Genomic DNA, 16,580 nt, shown 5'->3' on the forward strand with positions numbered 1-16,580 from the left:
GGTCTTTGAAGTAAGCTGTTATGGCTAACTAGAAAACCGTATTTTTACCCCCTAATCCAGTACGAATGGCAGACGGCTTGGTCATAATTCCCACCTTCAATGAGATTGAAAACATTGAGGCCATAACCAAAACGGTTTTTGACCTTAAGAAAGATTTTCACGTGCTTGTGGTAGATGACAATTCGCCCGATGGTACTGCTGACGCAGTCCGATCACTGCAAAAGGACTTTCCGGATAGGTTGTTCCTTGAAGTACGAAAAGAAAAATCTGGTTTGGGAACGGCCTACATCCATGGATTTAAATGGGCATTGGAAAAAGGGTATGAGTACATTTTTGAAATGGATGCGGACTTTTCGCATCGCCCTGCCGATCTATCCCGTTTGCACCGCGCCTGTCTCAACGGAGCAGATGTTGCCATTGGTTCGCGATACAAAAAAGGCGTCAACGTGGTCAACTGGCCGTTGTTCCGAATTTTGTTGTCCTACGGAGCCTCTTTTTACGTGAAGTTCATTACGGGAATGAAGGTTCACGATCCCACAGCTGGCTTTATCTGTTACCGACGGAAGGTTTTGGAGACCGTCAATCTGGACAATGTTCGGTTTATCGGCTACGCTTTCCAGATAGAAATGAAGTACAGGGCATACCTCAAAAAATTCAAAATAGAAGAAGTATCCATCATTTTCACGGATCGGGTCAATGGAAAATCAAAAATGAACTCAGCTATAATCCGCGAAGCCATTTTTGGGGTCATTGCCATGAAGTTTAGGAGTATATTTTTCAAAAAGAACTTTTAGAAATGTCAAGAACGCTATTAAAAAATGCCAAAGTTGTCAATGAGAATCGCATTTTTGAGAACGATGTTTTGTTGGAAGGTGATTTCATTGCCCGTATTGCTACTGACATTTCGGATACCCATGCCCATGTCATTGATCTAGAGGGCGATTTATTGCTTCCGGGAATCATTGATGATCAGGTGCATTTTAGGGAACCCGGTCTCACCCATAAAGGTACTATTGCCACGGAAAGTAGGGCAGCCATTGCTGGCGGAATCACCACTTTTATGGAGCAGCCCAACACCAATCCGCAGACAACCACCATAGAAAAGTTGGAAGAAAAATTTGCCATTGCCGCAAAGGATGCCTCGGCCAATTATTCCTTTCTTTTTGGTGGAACCAATGACAATCTGGAAGAGTTGAAACGTTTGGACAAAAATGCATGTTCCGGTGTAAAATTGTTTTTGGGTTCGTCCACTGGAAACATGTTGGTGGATGATGAAGCCGTTTTGGAGAAGATTTTCAGCAATACGGAAATGGTGATTTCCGCCCATTGCGAGGATGAAGGAACCATTCGGGCCAACATGGCCAAATATCAAGAAATGTATGGGGAAGACATTCCTATTGAGCTTCACCCCATCATTCGGAGTGCTGAGGCCTGTTACCTTTCATCTTCCAAAGCCATTGCCTTGGCCAAAAGAACGGGAGCAAGATTGCATGTGTTCCATGTATCCACAGGAATTGAAACGGATTTGTTCACCAATGAAATTCCGTTGGAAGAGAAGAAAATTACCGCTGAGGTCTGCATCCACCATTTGTGGTTTTCAGATGCTGATTATGCGGACAAGGGCACGCTCATTAAGTGGAATCCTGCCGTAAAGACTGAGACAGACCAAGAAAAACTGTGGGAAGCGCTATTGGATGACCGTATTGATGTAGTGGCGACAGATCATGCGCCACATACCTTGGATGAGAAGAATAACCCCTATACCAAAGCACCTTCTGGTGGGCCATTGGTGCAACATGCGCTGTTGGCCATGCTTCAAAAAGAAAAGGAGGGAGTCATTACCTTGGAGAAAATGGTGGAGAAAATGTGTCATAATCCAGCTAAATTATTTGATATTGACCGAAGAGGATATATCCGGGAAGGGTACTATGCTGACTTGGTCCAAGTGAGCCGAAATTCGAAAGAGACCGTTAAAAAAGCCAATATTTTCTATAAATGCGGATGGTCTCCTTTTGAAGGCATTACTTTTGACTCCAAAGTGCTGCGCACTTTTGTAAATGGACATTTGGCCTATGACCAAGGAACTTTTTCGGAAAAGAAAAATGCAAAACGACTAACGTTCAATCGGTAGACCATGAAAAAGGCAATACTATTTATTTTTGGACTTTTATTTCTTGCTTGTGGAGAGAAGGTGGTGGAAGAACCTGAAAACTTGATTCCAAAGGAAAAAATGACGGACATTCTTTACGATTTGGCCATTTTGAACGCCACAAAATCATCATTCTCCAGTGTTTTTGAAAAAACGGGTATTGACATTATGGAGTTTCTTTATGAGAAATATGATATAGACAGCATTCAGTTTGCAGAAAGTGATCTGTATTATGCTTCTGTTCCCCTAGAATATCAATCCATTTATGAGGATATAGATGCAAGGATTGAAAGAAGAAAGGAAGCTATGGAAAAAGCAACCACAAGAAGGAATGATAGTATCCGGGAGGCACAAAACAAAAGAAGGGATTCCATTCAAGCACTACAAAAAGAGAAGGATTCCGTTACCTCTTAAATTTCCTACAGCAAAAGGCTATTGCCGTATCCAAGTCCTCAAATTTGAAATTAAGGGCGTCCACTAACTTTGCATGGTTGTACATTTCTTGATGATAAAGTCCTTTTGTCATGGTTTTGGTCAATCTTCTTCTTTTTCCAAGCAAGTTACTTCGGAGCCAGTCCCATCGCCAAAATACTTCTAAAAGCCAAAACGGTATTTTTTTTGCTGGAGGTGCCACACCCAGTTGAGGGGCTATTTTTTGAAAAAGTTCTTCATACGTAAGGTTCTCGTTGACCAAAATGAACCGTTCTTGGGCAATATTGGAGTCCATTAGTGAAATCATAGCTGACACCACATCGCTAACAGTAACAAAACCGGTGCCACTGGGAATAAAGGACTTTTTGCCCTTTGCTGCATATGTGAAAAAAGTTCCGCTGCCAGATTTCCAAAAACCAGGACCAATAACCACACCGGGGTTTACTATAACAACACTCAGCCCTTCTTGCGAACCCCGCCAAACCTCCAACTCAGCATCGTGTTTTGTAATGCCATAGACAGAAACATTGGTGTCGTTCCATTCGTTGTCTTCCGTGACGAAACTCCCCATGGTACTTGAACCTATAGCCGCAATGGAACTTACATAACACAATTTTTTAATATCATGTTTTAAGCAAAGGTTTACCACGTTGGCTGTTCCTTCCACATTGATTTTGGCCAAAGCCTTGTACATTTTTGGATCAAAGGAAATCAAAGCAGCGCAGTGATAAACATAGTTTATGTCTTTAAAAGCAGCTTCAAGCCCCGCAATGTCGGTGATATCTGCCTTAACCCATTCTATATGCTCCATCAAAACCGAGGCTTTATCGGAATAATACCCAAAAACCTTTGCCACTTTGTTAAGGGTGTTCGCATTTCTATAGATTGCCCTTACCTTCTCTCCATCCTTAATCAAATGAAACAGTAGGTGCGAACCAATCAATCCAGTGCCTCCGGTAACCAATATCATGCAATAAAAGTACCTATTTGTATCGGATTTATTGAGGGAAGTGCCAAGTTCATTTTATATTTGCAGCTATCCTAAAAGACAATCATGACGAAGAATTTTGTTCAAGAACTGCAATGGAGGGGAATGGTGCATGATGTAATGCCCGGAGCTGAGGAACATCTTATGGAAGAGATGCGAGCCGCCTATGTGGGTATTGACCCAACAGCAGATTCCCTACATATTGGGCACTTGGTAAGCGTAATGATGTTAAGGCATTTTCAATTGGCCGGCCACAAACCGTTTGCCTTGGTGGGAGGTGCCACGGGGATGATCGGTGATCCTTCGGGGAAATCAGCGGAACGGAATCTTTTGGATGAAAAAACCCTTCGACATAATCAAGAGGCCATCAAGGGGCAGTTGAGTCGCTTTTTGGATTTTGAGAGTGCTGCGGAGAATGCTGCGGTGCTGGTAAACAACTACGATTGGATGAAGGATTTTTCATTCTTGGGATTTATTCGTGATGTTGGAAAACACATTACCGTAAACTACATGATGGCGAAGGATTCCGTAAAAAAGCGTTTGTCTTCAGATGCCAAAGAGGGGATGTCCTTTACTGAATTTACCTATCAATTGGTGCAGGGGTATGATTTTCTATACCTCTATCAAAACCATGATTGTACGCTACAGATGGGAGGTAGCGATCAATGGGGGAACATTACCACGGGTACTGAACTTATCCGTAGGATTGGTGGTGGAAAGGGTTTTGCCTTGACTTGCCCCTTGATCACCAAGGCCGATGGGACCAAATTTGGAAAAACTGAAGGAGGCAATGTATGGTTGGATGCCGAACGTACCTCACCCTATAAATTTTACCAATATTGGTTGAACACATCAGATGAGGATGCTGAGAAGTACATCAAGATATTTACTTTTCTTGGGAAAGAAGAAATTGAAGATTTGGTAGCGGAGCATACAGAAGCACCGCACCTACGAACGCTTCAAAAGAAATTGGCAGAGGAAATCACCACCATGGTCCATTCCAAGGAAGATTTGGAAAACGCCATGAAGGCCAGTGATATTCTTTTTGGTAAATCAACCTCCACCGATTTAAAACAATTGAACGAAAAGACCTTTTTGGATGTTTTTGAGGGTGTTCCACAAGCCCAAATCTCAATAAGCGAACTTACTCCAGGACTGGACATGATCGGAGCACTTGCGGCCAAGACCAATTTTTTGAGTTCTAATGGTGAGGCCCGCAGGGAATTAAAACAGAATTCCATTTCTGTCAATAAGGAAAAGATAAAAGAGGATTATCTGATCACAGAAGATGATTTGATCAACAACAAGTTTGTTTTGCTGCAACGAGGCAAGAAAAACTATTTTGTGCTGGTGGTGGAGTAAAATGGAATTCCTAAAAGTGCCCCATTTGTCATTTTGAGCGAAGGCGAAAAATCCCAATAAGTTCTGTACAATGGATATGTACGCATTAAAGATTCTTCATTTCATTCAGAATGACACTTTTAGGGCACTCTTTTGTATCATGAAATAAAAGTAATTCCATATCGGCCACAAATCTCGGCCACTTTTGGAAAATCTGGTGGGCCAGGTGGTAGCGCTCCCAATTCTGCGAACATATTTTCCAGACCAGCAGGAAAAACGCTTAATATGGTTTTGCAATCTTGATCGCCAACCACTTTCCATGTGTGGGGCACATTTCTGGGAGCAAAGGCCAAATCCCCTGCCTTTAAAATGGTGGTTTCATCACCAACGGTTACCTCAAGTTCACCCTCCAATACTTTAAAGATTTCATCCTCTTTGGTGTGTACATGTGGGGGAATCATGGTGCCTGGCGGGTTGACCTCTTCAATTAGTGAGAAGAGACCGTTGGTGTCCTCGCTGGTTAGTTTAAAGGTTTGTTGGTCTCCAAGGACATTTACTTTTTGGCCTTCCCCTTTTCGAACAATTTTTGGAGGTAGGGGTTCACCATCTTTTTCCCGTTTTGGTGAAAAATGGGCGAACGCCGGCAACGATGCGAGGGCTGCCGCGGATAACGCCCCTCTTTTTAAAAATGCACTTCTGTCCATAATGTATTTGTTTGGTTACTCCCATAAGATATAAAAACTTCTTACAGAACGTATTGAATCTACATGGTTGAACGATAAATATGTATGAACGGTAAAAAGGGAAACAAGGAGGAGCTAGAACACCATCAAATTACAGCCCCGGATATCCGAATTGTCAAAACGGCCCATAATTTCAAAGGAACCATCTGAATAGGTTTTGCCCAAATCTTGGGTGGCAATAAAGGAGCAGGAGTACACATTGGCCAAATCAATAATATTTATTCCTCCGGTCTTCGTGTGCGATTGCAGGGTCAACGGGTCCTCGGTATCCCGAGTGCTGATTTTCATCCAAGGTGGTGTCCTGAAAATTCCATCTCCATGGGAATAGGCTTGTGATAAAAGTTCTGTCATCCCATATTCTGAATGTATATGACGTACACCGAACGCATTTTTAAGAATTTGGTGTAATTCCTCTCGAATCAATTCTTTTCGCCTGCCCTTCATTCCCCCGGTTTCCATAATAGTGGTGTTTTTTAATGCGAGTGGAGCTTTTTCCGCCAAATCCATTAAAGCAAAAGATACCCCAATCAACAGGGTTTTGGTTTGCTTTTTCTCCAAATCAATGAGTTTTTGGTGCAGTGCTTGCAGATTATGGAGGTAAAAACCACTATCCGGATGATTGGAGCGGGCAACAAGGTCATTTACCATATAGACCAAAGAGGAACCCTCGCGTTCCAAATAGGAGGGCAATAAAGCAAGAATGCAATAACCCTCAACAGGGCCATAAAATGTGGTAAAGCCTTTCCGGAAACTTTGCTCATAGATTTTTAAATCTGAAACATGGTGTTTACTTGTCGATGCTAGAGTGGTGCCACTGCTCTCAAAAATAGCTTCTGGGGTTTTTGGCCTAGAGGTTATTCTGTGGGACTTGAAAAACTCAATGGGCAGGAAGGGGATTTCTGAAGAATGGGTCACATGGGATGGCGATTTTTTCAAATGGTCGCAATAGCTTTTGTAAACCCTATTGTTGTGGTATTGAAACCTGAAAACTTCTAAGGTTACTGTCTCAAATTCCTGCGTATTTGAAATGGAGAAAATCTGTTGAATATCCATGTTGCCCATTGGGGCATAAAAGTACCCAAAAATAAAAGCCCTTCTGCAGAAGGGCTTTTAAAACAGCATGGTTATTATTTAACGACCAGTTTTCGGGTCATGGTTTTCTTTTTCTCGGTTACTTGGAGCACATAAACCCCAGGTACCAATCGAGATATATCCAACGTATTGGTGGCAATCCTGTCAGTTAGAACAATTTCTCCAAAGACATCAAAAATTTTAATCTCTTTATTGCCATTGGTTTCTGTAGTGATATAGATTTCCTCGCCATAGGCGGGGTTAGGGTACATTTTAAAACCCTTTAGCTCTTGTACTGGCTCAGTGTTGACACTGACCAACTCTTGACCGTAGGAAATTATAGGTAAAGCCATAATAAGAATAAAGTAGATTTTCTTCATACAAGCTGATTTGGGATCATGTGCAATGTAAAAATAGGTGAACCTGAGCTCTACTGCCATAAATTGTTGTGAAACAGAAAAATATGTAGGTAAAAGTGTAAAATGTGTGGTTTAGCGCAGGGAAGAAAGTCCTAAAAAGGGCAAACTACTTGACAATAAGCTTTCTAGTGGCCATTTTGTTGCCCTCAAATACCCGCAGGATATACACCCCTTTATTGAGTTTTGAAAGATTGAGTTCTTTCCCTAGAATTGTGGTTTGAAGGACTTGGGTGCCCAATACATCAAAAATTAGGATTTGCTTAGGGGCATTTTCCGAGGTTTCGATAAATACCTTGCCTTGCGTAACGGGATTGGGATACAGCTTAAACCCGTCAATATCTGAACTCGAGGTACTTTCTTGTGAAAAACCAAGGGCACAGACAAAAAAGAAAATGACAAGGTAAAAGTGCTTCATAGAGTATTGATTACAAAGGCTATGCCACAAAGATATAAAAATATAAAAGTGGTGGTGTGCAGTTTGACGAAAAGGTAGTTTGAATTGATGAATAACAAAAAAAGCCCCCAATAATTTGGGGGCTTTTGTTATTTCAAGGGTAGTATCAAGATATTATTCGATACCAACGGTCCAATCTGCGGCCCAATCTGGTTGCGCAGCACCGGCACCGGCACCATCATTATCCCCAACTGTGAAGAAGTCCAAATTGGCTCCAGCATAGTTGGTATTCAAGAAGCCCATTGCAGTGGCATCGAACTGAATTGGGTTGATGGACAAGGCATCAGCTTCGATACGAGCGGCAGCTTCAGCATCTGTGCCAGTTACGTTGATACCTAAATCAACACCGCTTGTATAGAAGTTTGTGATCGTAAAGTTACCACCTCCCTCTTTGAAGAAAAGAGCACCTTCAGTAACAGGACCTACTACAGTGATGTTGCTCAAGGTAGTGGTGGTCACAGGAGTGGCATCTCCATCATCTCCGTTGTTTGAACCTTCAATACCAGCTTTAGCTCCACCAGCAATATACCAGAAGCTTCCATTACCGGCCCATCCATCAGCAAAGTCGATGGAATCATCACCACTTCCAATGGATACTAGGTAATTTCCATTTACGGTTCCTCCGAAGAACTCAATACCGTCATCACCTCCGTTGTAAGACTGAACATACTCGAAAGTGGTTCCGGAACCAACACCGAACAAGGAAACCCCGTTGAATTCTTTGTCGTTGGAGAAGGTAGCACCTGTGTACTCAACACGTAGGTAAGTGATGGAACCAGAATCATCATCGGCTGTGTTTCCACCGTAGGTAAGCTCACCTACTTCTGTGGTCACATCAACACCTTTATTGGTTGGCGCATCACCAGCGATTACCAATCCGCCCCAGTCACCTTGAGCAGGAGTTTCACTAGAAGAAGTCATAACAACCGGAGCAGCGGCTGTACCGTTGATAAAGATTTGAGCACCTCTTTCAACACCGATAAAAGCAGCCGTTCCACCAGAAGCTTTTATAGTTGTACCGGCAGGGATGGTCAAGGAACCTCCTTCTCTAACAATGAAAGCACCGGTAAGGAAATATTCTACGGAAGCATCCAATTCAACATCACCAGTTACTTCACCAGCCAAGTTTTCTTGGGTAGAACCACTATTATCAAGACCTATGGTCCAGCCAGAGGCCCAATCAGGAGAAGCGGCACCGTTTCCAGCACCAGTGGCAACACCTTCAGTATAGAAAGATTGGTTTGCACCTGTGTAACTTGTGGCAAGGAATCCTTCTGGAGTATCAGCAAATTGAATATTTGTAATGGCTAAATCACCTGCCTCTATACGAGTTGCAGCTTGTGCATCAGTTTCGGTCATGTTGATGCCTACTACGGCATTGCTAACGTAAAAGTTGTCAATGGTAAAGTTACCTCCTCCTTCTTTGAAGAAAAGAGCACCTTCATCACTGGTTGGGCCTACCACAGTAATATTGCTCAAAGTAGTGGTGGTCACAGGAGTGGCATCACCGTTGTCTCCATTGTTGGAACCTTCAATACCAGCTTTTGCACCATTGGCAATATACCAGTTGCTACCAGAACCAGTCCACCCATCGGCAAAGTCTATGGAGTCATCACCACTTCCAATGGATACCAAGTAGTTACCATCTACAGTACCACCGAAAAATTCGATACCGTCATCACCTCCGTTGTAAGACTGAACATACTCGAAGGTAGTTCCAGAACCAACACCGAACAAGGAAACCCCGTTGAATTCTTTGTCGTTAGAGAAGGTAGCACCAGTATACTCAACACGAAGGTAAGTGATAGAACCAGAATTGTCATCGGCTGTGCTACCACCGTAGGTAAGCTCACCTACTTCTGTGGTTACATCAACACCCTTGTTGGTTGGTGCATCACCTGCGATGACCAAACCACCCCAGTCACCTTGGGCAGGAGAAGCAGCATCTGAAGTCATAACAACAGGCGCAGCAGCTGTACCATTAATAAAGATTTGTGCACCTCTTTCAACACCGATAAACGCAGCGGTTCCACCGGAAGCTTTGATAACGGTTCCAGCAGGAATGGTCAAAGAAGCACCAGCTCTAACAATGTAGGCACCTGTTAGGGTATAATCGTTTGAAGCATCCAACTCCGTGTCTTCGGTAACGTCACCAGAAAGTTCAACAGGAGGTTCAGGACATGCGTTGCAAGATCCACCACAATCCACACCGGTTTCATCACCGTTTTGGATGTTATCGGAACATGTAGCTACTGGGTCATCATCATCTGGCGTAGGGCCATTATCGTCGCTTGTACAGGAGACTATAAAAGCCATTGCAGCAAAGCTCAGTAAAAATTTGAAAAGTGATTTTTTCATAATTATAGTTTTAGATTTAAAAGATTCAGATTAATATTCACTTTGATTAGTAGTATTCGTTATTAAAATTTGTAGGTCAATGACAAACTAAAGTCAACTCCCTTTTTTAAAGAGAGGGCCGTGACGGGTCCGTCTTCCAAAAATCCAGGAATAGCAGGGTTTTCTGTATCCAAATCGCCTTCAGCATTCTCGTTCACACGCTCTATAGTTGGGTTTAGAAGGTTTCTCATGTTCAGTCCTATACCAAAATGGTCTCCAAGTTCTACTGCGGTAATCCAATCAAGGGTGACAAAACCTTTATCAACCAAATGGCCCCTACCGGTGCTTCCCAAGGCGTAGATACGGTCTGAAAAGTAATTTGCGGCAAGGGTTGTCCTTAGGTTTTTATTCTCAGAAAATTCCGTGTAATAGCTCGCATCAGCATTGAAAATAAAGTCAGATGCTCCTTGCAATGGTGCTTTTGTATTGGTGAAAGCAGCGGCGAAGATAGTTTCATCCGAAACCTTTTGGAAATCCAAATCTTGACTGGTGTTCAAGTAGGAAACATTACCACCTATGGACAGTCTGTCGACAAGAAAACTTTCAGCGGTTTCCCTTTCATTTTCAATAACGTCCAATTTCACTTCCAACTCGGCACCAAAAGCTCTGGCGTTGTCACCTGTGTTCGCATAGCTTAAGTTGTTCGCTGCTGATACAACCAAAAATGAGTTGATAGGATTTTCAATAAACTTCCCAAACACGGCCAAGGATACCAACTCGCTGGATGTTGGGAACAGTTCCCATCTTAGGTCAAAATTGTAGTTGGTAGAATTTTGTAAAGCTGGGTTACCCTGGGTATCTTGGTTGATTTCCTCTTGAAAAAGAAAGGGGGCTCTTTCCTTAAATTGAGGTAAAGTATATGTTTTACTGGCCGCAAACCGTAGATTTTGCTTTTCGTTCAACTCGTATTTTAGAGCTAGCGAAGGTAAAAACTCAAAGGTATCCAACTCATTACTGTCATCCCCTTGAATTACAGTACTCCATTCTATAGTTTGATTGATTTGCTCCCCTCTAGCTCCTGCGAACAGGGTAAACTTGGGAGTAAACTTGTATTCCAAGGTGATGTACCCAGCGTTAATTTGCTGTTCACCACCATAGGTTTGTGGATCTAAAGAACCTTCGGTTGATGCTGTTCCCCTAAAGGTACGTATCTGCCAAAGGCCAGAATCTGGGCCATTTTCTTCAAAATAAGCATCAATATTATAGGGGTCAACAAAAGGCTGATTGGCAACATTCAAAATTTGATAGTTGAACTGTGTTGCTTCAAAATCAACGTTTTTAAAACGTCCGTTGTAACCAATGGTAAATTTTCCATCAAAACCATCATCTTCATTCTTCTTGAACTTGAATGCAGTGGACAAATTCGCCGAAATCTCTTCTTCTTCCAATTCTTGGAAAAACCTATGGTTTGCTGAAGCAGCTGAAACCAGCCTAAATGATTTTGGCCCTTCTGGTTCATTATTGGTGAAGGGAAGCAACGTATTTTGACGACGGTCTGGTATTAAGTTTTGAACAAAGTTGTAGCCCAGACCCCAGTTTACCTCAAATTTGTCGGTAACATCATGACTCCCCAAAAGTTGGTGGACAATCAGTAAGGTCTTGTCAAAAGTATGGCGCTGTATAAAACCACCTCCATTGGGAGCATCATCTTCCCTGTCCAAGATACCATTGAATTCTTCATGCTTTTGTTCACTGTTGTTGAGCAACAAAAAGTTGTACTTGAAGTCATTTGCGTTACCCAATCGTAATCCAACATTACCCATTAAGGTTGTGGCGGTTTGATAGCTGTATTTCTGATAATCAAAATCTGAGTTGGGCAATCCGGTTCCCAAGTTGGGAGCACCTCTGTTGACCCCTTCTCTGTATGAATTTCCATTGTTGAATGAACCCACTGCAAAGAAGTTCAACCTTGAGTTTTCACCCAAGTTAAATGAGTCTCCTCCTTTAAGAGATATATTGGAATTTATGGGAGTGCTTCGGGTTTCGCGGTCCCAGCTTGTATCAAAACTGTTATTGAAAGCTCCATTTGGAATGGATTTGTCGTAAAAACCGGAAAAATTCGGTCCATCAAATAGATAAAATTGGTCAACACCAATAGCTTCCGTATTCACTCCAGAACCCACACCAAGCTCCAAAAAACCTGAACCAGTGTAGTTACGGGACACAATGTTGATGTTGGCACCACCAAAATCACCGTAGTTTTGTGCATTATACGTTTTGTCTATTCCAATGGATTCAATAATACTTGTTCCGAATAGGCTTAGATCAATATTCTTTTTGGCCGTATTGTTGGAGGGTAATGGAAGTCCGTTCAGGGTGGTAATGTTGAAACGGTCACCCAAACCACGCACATATACGTTGTTGGAACCTTCTTCACGAGAAATCCCCGTGACTTTGGTTACAGCGGCTGCGGCGTCACTTGCACCTTTTCTTGCCAATTCTTGTGCACCAATTGAAGTTTCTAGGGTAATGGCTTTCTTTTGGTCCAAAAGCAAAGCAATTTCGGAGTCTTTTCTGGAAACAGTAGTCACTACCACTTCATCCAAAGCCAATCCAGATGATGCACTCATTGGTGCATTTACACTGGTTACTTTACCCGCTACCACTTCCACATTCGGAATTTCAACGGTTTCGTACCCTAAATAACTAAAGCTCAACGTGTACACTCCAGGTTCTACATTTGGAATTTCATACAACCCATCAAAATCTGAGGTTGTTCCTTTGGTTGTTCCTTTTATAAGAACATTTGCAAAGGCTAGAGGCTCATCATTAAGCTCTCTATCAGTCAGTTTTCCAACGATGCTTCCCGTGGAATCCTGCGCTACCGCTTGCATTGTTACTGCAAGGGTCATAATCACTAAAAAATATTTCATTATCAGGTAAGTATTTGGCGCAAAGAACGCCACAGGCTGTAAAAGCGATGTTAGCTGTGTGTTAAGTGTTTATTTGAGAACCGTTACAATAATGTTATGAGATTAAATGAATGTTAAGCATTTATCCCGTTATAGTATTATCTTTACATTTGGGCGTTTAACTTAGAAATACCATCCCATGAAAACCAAGGACATTAAGATTTTACTTGTTGACGATGAACCTGATATTCTGGAGATTGTAAGCTATAATCTGTCTGCAGAAGGGTATGAGGTCTTTACCGCCAAAAATGGCGCCGAAGGCGTGGCAAAGGCCAAGAAAAAAACACCTCACTTGATCATCCTTGATGTAATGATGCCCGAAATGGATGGTATTGAAGCCTGTGAGCAGATTCGCAACACCCCAGGACTTGAAAATACCATCATTACCTTTTTAACGGCTCGTGGGGAGGATTATTCGCAAGTTGCAGGGTTTGATGCTGGTGCAGATGACTACATCACCAAACCCATTAAACCCAAGGTTTTGGTCAGTAAAGTGAAGGCTTTGTTGAGAAGGTTAAAGGAAGAAAAGAAGGAAGTTGAGGATATCGTCAAAGTGGGCAACATTGTGATCAACAGGGAAGAATATAAGATTATTAACGACGGGGAAGAAATTGTACTGCCCCGAAAAGAATTTGAACTCTTGTCGCTTCTTACCTCAAAACCCAGTAAAGTGTTCAAGAGAGAAGTGATTTTGGACAAAGTTTGGGGAAATGAAGTTGTGGTCGGTGGCCGTACCATTGATGTGCATATCAGAAAACTACGCGAAAAAATCGGAGATCATCACTTTAAAACCGTTAAGGGCGTAGGGTATAAGTTTGTTCTGTAATGGCCATTAAGCTAAGGAAATCCTACAAATTTGCCTTAAGGTCCTCCCTTCTCATCACTACGTGTTTAACCGGATTGTTTGTTGCTTTTCTTTTGAACAATGGACCAATGGATTGGCCCTATACCATCTTGTTTTCATTGTTGTGCTTTGTCATTTGCTTTACTATCCTTCAGATTCGGGTAGAGCGGTTTATCTATAGGCGAATCAAAAAAATATATGATGACGTCTCTCTTTTGGAATCATCCACGTTTTCATCCAAACCGGTAACCACCGATATGAAAACCCTTACCGAAGAAATTGAAAAATTTGCTGAGGGAAAGAAAATTGAGATTGATACACTCAAAATCAGGGAAGAATACCGAAAGGACTTTTTGGGAAACGTGTCTCACGAACTCAAGACCCCACTTTTTACCGTACAGGGCTACATTCTAACGCTCTTGGATGGCGCCATGAAAGACAAAAAGCTTAGGGAAAAATATCTGGAGCGTGCCAGTAAAGGTGTGGAACGGTTGATTTATATTGTAAAGGACCTAGATTTAATCACCAAACTTGAAGTAGGGGGGCTTAAACTGGAGCGTACGGATTTTGATGTTATTGAGCTCATTAAAAATGTGTTCGACCTCCTTGAAATGAAGGCCGCGGAGAAGGATATCGCACTAACGTTTGATATGGAATACAACCAGCCCATTTACGTGAACGCAGACCGGGAAAAAATCCAACAGGTGATCAGTAATCTCCTTGTAAACTCCATCAAGTATGGATATCCAAACGGCACCACCGAGGTGAGCGTGGAGAATTTAATCAAAAATAAGGTCATAGTTCGGGTAACCGACAATGGTGAGGGTATCCCAAAACAACACATCCCCCGACTTTTTGAGCGTTTTTACCGCGTAGATCAGAGTGGAAGTCGAAATGAAGGAGGCTCAGGTCTAGGATTGGCCATTGTAAAGCACATTATTGAAGTGCATGGTGAAAAAATCTATGTGGAAAGCGAGGAAGATGTGGGCTCTGAATTTTCATTCACCTTGGAAAAAGCCGTAAACAAATCGGCAAAGTCAACTTCCGAATCAAATTGAGCCAACCCCTTGTATGAATCTATCCGCGACAATTCCGCTAGGGTGAAATCATCCTGATCGCAGTAAGGCACTAGATTTTGCTTTTCCATACGTTTGGCCAAATATTCTTGCTCATATTGCCCTGGCGTTGGGATAAAAAAGGCCTTTTTTTCCAATTTGGCCAAATCCATCACCGTGGTATAACCCGACCGGCATAACACTTTGGCACTTTGGTTCAATGCCGTTTGCAGTTCGTGTGATTGCATAAAATTGATGTGCAATAAAGAACCTTTCTCAGTGGTGATTACCTCCTTGGTCTGGGATGCTTCAATTTTACCGCCCACAAAGAGAATGTTTCCCTGAAACTGTTGAAGCTCACCTAAAAGTTTTTCCTCCAATAAGGTGCGCTGTGGTTCAGGACCCGAGAGTAAAACCATAAGATCATAAATAATGGGGGCATTCATTTTTTCAAACCGGCTCAACGGCCCCAAATATTTTATGTTGAGTTTGGATTTCTTCAAGTGGCCCAACTTTCCTGTTAAATTGGGCTTTCCTTCTACATCGGGCACCCAACACGCGTTGAACTTTTTTATGATTTTTTGATGGGCCTGTGAACTCATCCAAGTAGTATTCCCGGAAAGCACATTAAGCTGGTGGGTGATAAAAACGCAAGGCACTTTTTTGTAATATACCCCAAGTCTGTTGTCCGAAATGATTCCGTCCAATTGATGTTCCTTCACCAACTTTTTTACCGCCTTTTTCTCCTTGGCCATGGCCTTGAGGACCTTGGGGGAATCCCAAATCATTTTAATTTTAAAATTCTTCCCTTTTTCGGCATAGGTGATTTTGTATGAGGGCAATTCAAAAGAAGGTAAATCCGGGAATTCTTTCTGCAAAAGGGCCAAAGCAACCCCATCCGAAGCAATAAAAGGCTGGTGACCGTGTTCCAAGAGCGCATTAATGATGGGAATGCAGCGCGTGGCATGCCCCAGACCCCAATTTAATGGAGCTACCAAAATACGTTTCGAATTTTGCATAACAGCAAAAAAACAAAATCGAAATTGCTTGTAGATTTCCTTAGTTTTGCCAAAACATTAAATTTTTGCGCAAAAACACAGGCGGTGGGAAGTAAGAACAAGCTAAAACGGTTTAAGGAAAACGAAACGTTTGCCAATGTGGTGCAACCCACACGAGAGGAAGTTCTGTCGGGCTTCAAATTGAAGAACAACTGGGCCTCTTTTTTTAAGAACAATAATCCCATTATTTTGGAACTGGGTTGTGGTAAAGGCGAATATACTGTTGGTTTGGCCCAACGCAACCCAGACAAAAATTATATTGGAGTCGATATAAAAGGAGCGCGGTTTTGGCGCGGGGCAAAATCGGCCTTGGAGCAAAATTTGGATAATGTGGGGTTTCTTCGTACCCAAATTGAACTGATTGACCATATATTTGGGGAAAACGAGGTGGATGAAATCTGGATTACCTTTCCCGACCCACAGATTAAATACAAGCGCACCAAACATAGAATGACGAACCCTGTATTTTTGGAGCGATACAAAAAAATTCTAAAGTCCAACGGGATTGTAAATTTAAAAACCGATAGCGAGTTCATGCATGGTTATACCTTAGGGCTTTTGCAGGGACTGGGGTATGAAATTCTATATGCTAATCATGATGTATACAAGAATGAAGGAAGCCCTCCAGAAGTTTTGGAAATTCAGACTTTCTATGAAAATCAGTATCTTGATGCTGGAAAACCAATTACCTACATCCGGTGTAGGATAAACTAACCA

The 16,580-nt window shown here is 42.2% G+C and carries 15 protein-coding genes; 7 read left to right on the top strand and 8 right to left on the bottom strand.

The features are described 5' to 3' along the window. Positions 1-65: 65 nt before the first annotated feature. From ACFOWS_RS12520 to ACFOWS_RS12530, 3 genes are read left to right on the top strand one after another with little or no spacing between them, the layout of a single operon-like run. Positions 66-794 (top strand): polyprenol monophosphomannose synthase, encoded by a 729-nt coding sequence (locus ACFOWS_RS12520; RefSeq protein ID WP_379765019.1) that lies wholly within the window; start codon positions 66-68, stop codon positions 792-794. Positions 795-796: 2 nt separating this feature from the next. After that, positions 797-2,131 carry a dihydroorotase gene (locus tag ACFOWS_RS12525; protein ID WP_379765021.1) on the top strand — a complete coding sequence of 445 codons (1,335 nt, stop codon included), beginning with the start codon at positions 797-799 and terminating at the stop codon, positions 2,129-2,131. 3 nt (positions 2,132-2,134) lie between these two features. Beyond that, the gene (locus ACFOWS_RS12530; protein WP_379765023.1) at positions 2,135-2,563 is read left to right on the top strand and encodes a DUF4296 domain-containing protein; all 429 of its coding nucleotides are present in this window, start codon (positions 2,135-2,137) and stop codon (positions 2,561-2,563) included. On the opposite strand, the gene ACFOWS_RS12535 is transcribed toward ACFOWS_RS12530, so the two are convergent. Continuing rightward, positions 2,553-3,551 carry an SDR family NAD(P)-dependent oxidoreductase gene (locus ACFOWS_RS12535; RefSeq protein WP_379765025.1) on the bottom strand — a complete coding sequence of 333 codons (999 nt, stop codon included), beginning with the start codon at positions 3,549-3,551 and terminating at the stop codon, positions 2,553-2,555. The genes ACFOWS_RS12530 and ACFOWS_RS12535 overlap by 11 nt on opposite strands. A gap of 84 nt (positions 3,552-3,635) precedes the next feature. On the opposite strand from ACFOWS_RS12535, the gene tyrS reads away from it, so the two are divergent. Continuing rightward, complete coding sequence (gene tyrS / locus ACFOWS_RS12540; RefSeq protein ID WP_379765027.1) at positions 3,636-4,931, top strand: tyrosine--tRNA ligase; 1,296 nt, start codon at positions 3,636-3,638, stop codon at positions 4,929-4,931. A gap of 137 nt (positions 4,932-5,068) precedes the next feature. Here the strand turns inward: tyrS and ACFOWS_RS12545 are convergent, their stop codons facing one another. From ACFOWS_RS12545 to ACFOWS_RS12570, 6 genes are all read right to left on the bottom strand, one after another. Continuing rightward, positions 5,069-5,614 carry a quercetin 2,3-dioxygenase gene (locus ACFOWS_RS12545; RefSeq protein ID WP_379765029.1) on the bottom strand — a complete coding sequence of 182 codons (546 nt, stop codon included), beginning with the start codon at positions 5,612-5,614 and terminating at the stop codon, positions 5,069-5,071. Positions 5,615-5,728: 114 nt separating this feature from the next. Continuing rightward, entirely contained in the window at positions 5,729-6,706 is a 978-nt protein-coding gene (locus ACFOWS_RS12550; protein WP_379765031.1) for a LuxE/PaaK family acyltransferase, read from the bottom strand. Between the two features lie 74 nt (positions 6,707-6,780). Continuing rightward, entirely contained in the window at positions 6,781-7,104 is a 324-nt protein-coding gene (locus tag ACFOWS_RS12555) for a T9SS type A sorting domain-containing protein (RefSeq protein ID WP_366585317.1), read from the bottom strand. A gap of 145 nt (positions 7,105-7,249) precedes the next feature. Next, complete coding sequence (locus ACFOWS_RS12560; RefSeq protein ID WP_366585315.1) at positions 7,250-7,558, bottom strand: T9SS type A sorting domain-containing protein; 309 nt, start codon at positions 7,556-7,558, stop codon at positions 7,250-7,252. A gap of 153 nt (positions 7,559-7,711) precedes the next feature. Further along, a complete protein-coding gene (locus tag ACFOWS_RS12565; RefSeq protein WP_379765034.1) occupies positions 7,712-9,955 on the bottom strand; it encodes a beta strand repeat-containing protein in 2,244 nt (747 codons plus the stop codon). 62 nt (positions 9,956-10,017) lie between these two features. Further along, a complete protein-coding gene (locus ACFOWS_RS12570; protein WP_379765036.1) occupies positions 10,018-12,867 on the bottom strand; it encodes a TonB-dependent receptor domain-containing protein in 2,850 nt (949 codons plus the stop codon). Between the two features lie 178 nt (positions 12,868-13,045). Here ACFOWS_RS12570 and ACFOWS_RS12575 point away from each other — a divergent pair, with 178 nt between their 5' ends. Beyond that, positions 13,046-13,732 carry a response regulator transcription factor gene (locus tag ACFOWS_RS12575; protein WP_379765038.1) on the top strand — a complete coding sequence of 229 codons (687 nt, stop codon included), beginning with the start codon at positions 13,046-13,048 and terminating at the stop codon, positions 13,730-13,732. Beyond that, a complete protein-coding gene (locus tag ACFOWS_RS12580) occupies positions 13,732-14,808 on the top strand; it encodes a sensor histidine kinase (protein WP_379765040.1) in 1,077 nt (358 codons plus the stop codon). Before ACFOWS_RS12575 ends, ACFOWS_RS12580 begins: the two co-directional genes overlap by 1 nt. Here the strand turns inward: ACFOWS_RS12580 and ACFOWS_RS12585 are convergent. Further along, positions 14,712-15,824, bottom strand: coding sequence for a glycosyltransferase (locus tag ACFOWS_RS12585; protein ID WP_379765042.1), 1,113 nt, complete (start codon positions 15,822-15,824; stop codon positions 14,712-14,714). The genes ACFOWS_RS12580 and ACFOWS_RS12585 overlap by 97 nt on opposite strands. Positions 15,825-15,908: 84 nt before the next feature. Between ACFOWS_RS12585 and trmB the strand changes: the two genes are divergently transcribed. Further along, positions 15,909-16,577: a tRNA (guanosine(46)-N7)-methyltransferase TrmB gene (gene trmB / locus ACFOWS_RS12590; RefSeq protein ID WP_379765044.1), complete on the top strand. Its 669-nt coding sequence runs from the start codon at positions 15,909-15,911 to the stop codon at positions 16,575-16,577. The last annotated feature ends 3 nt before the right edge of the window (positions 16,578-16,580 follow it).

Source organism: Flagellimonas marina, assembly GCF_042651185.1.
GTDB classification, from domain to species: Bacteria; Bacteroidota; Bacteroidia; order Flavobacteriales; family Flavobacteriaceae; genus Flagellimonas; species Flagellimonas marina.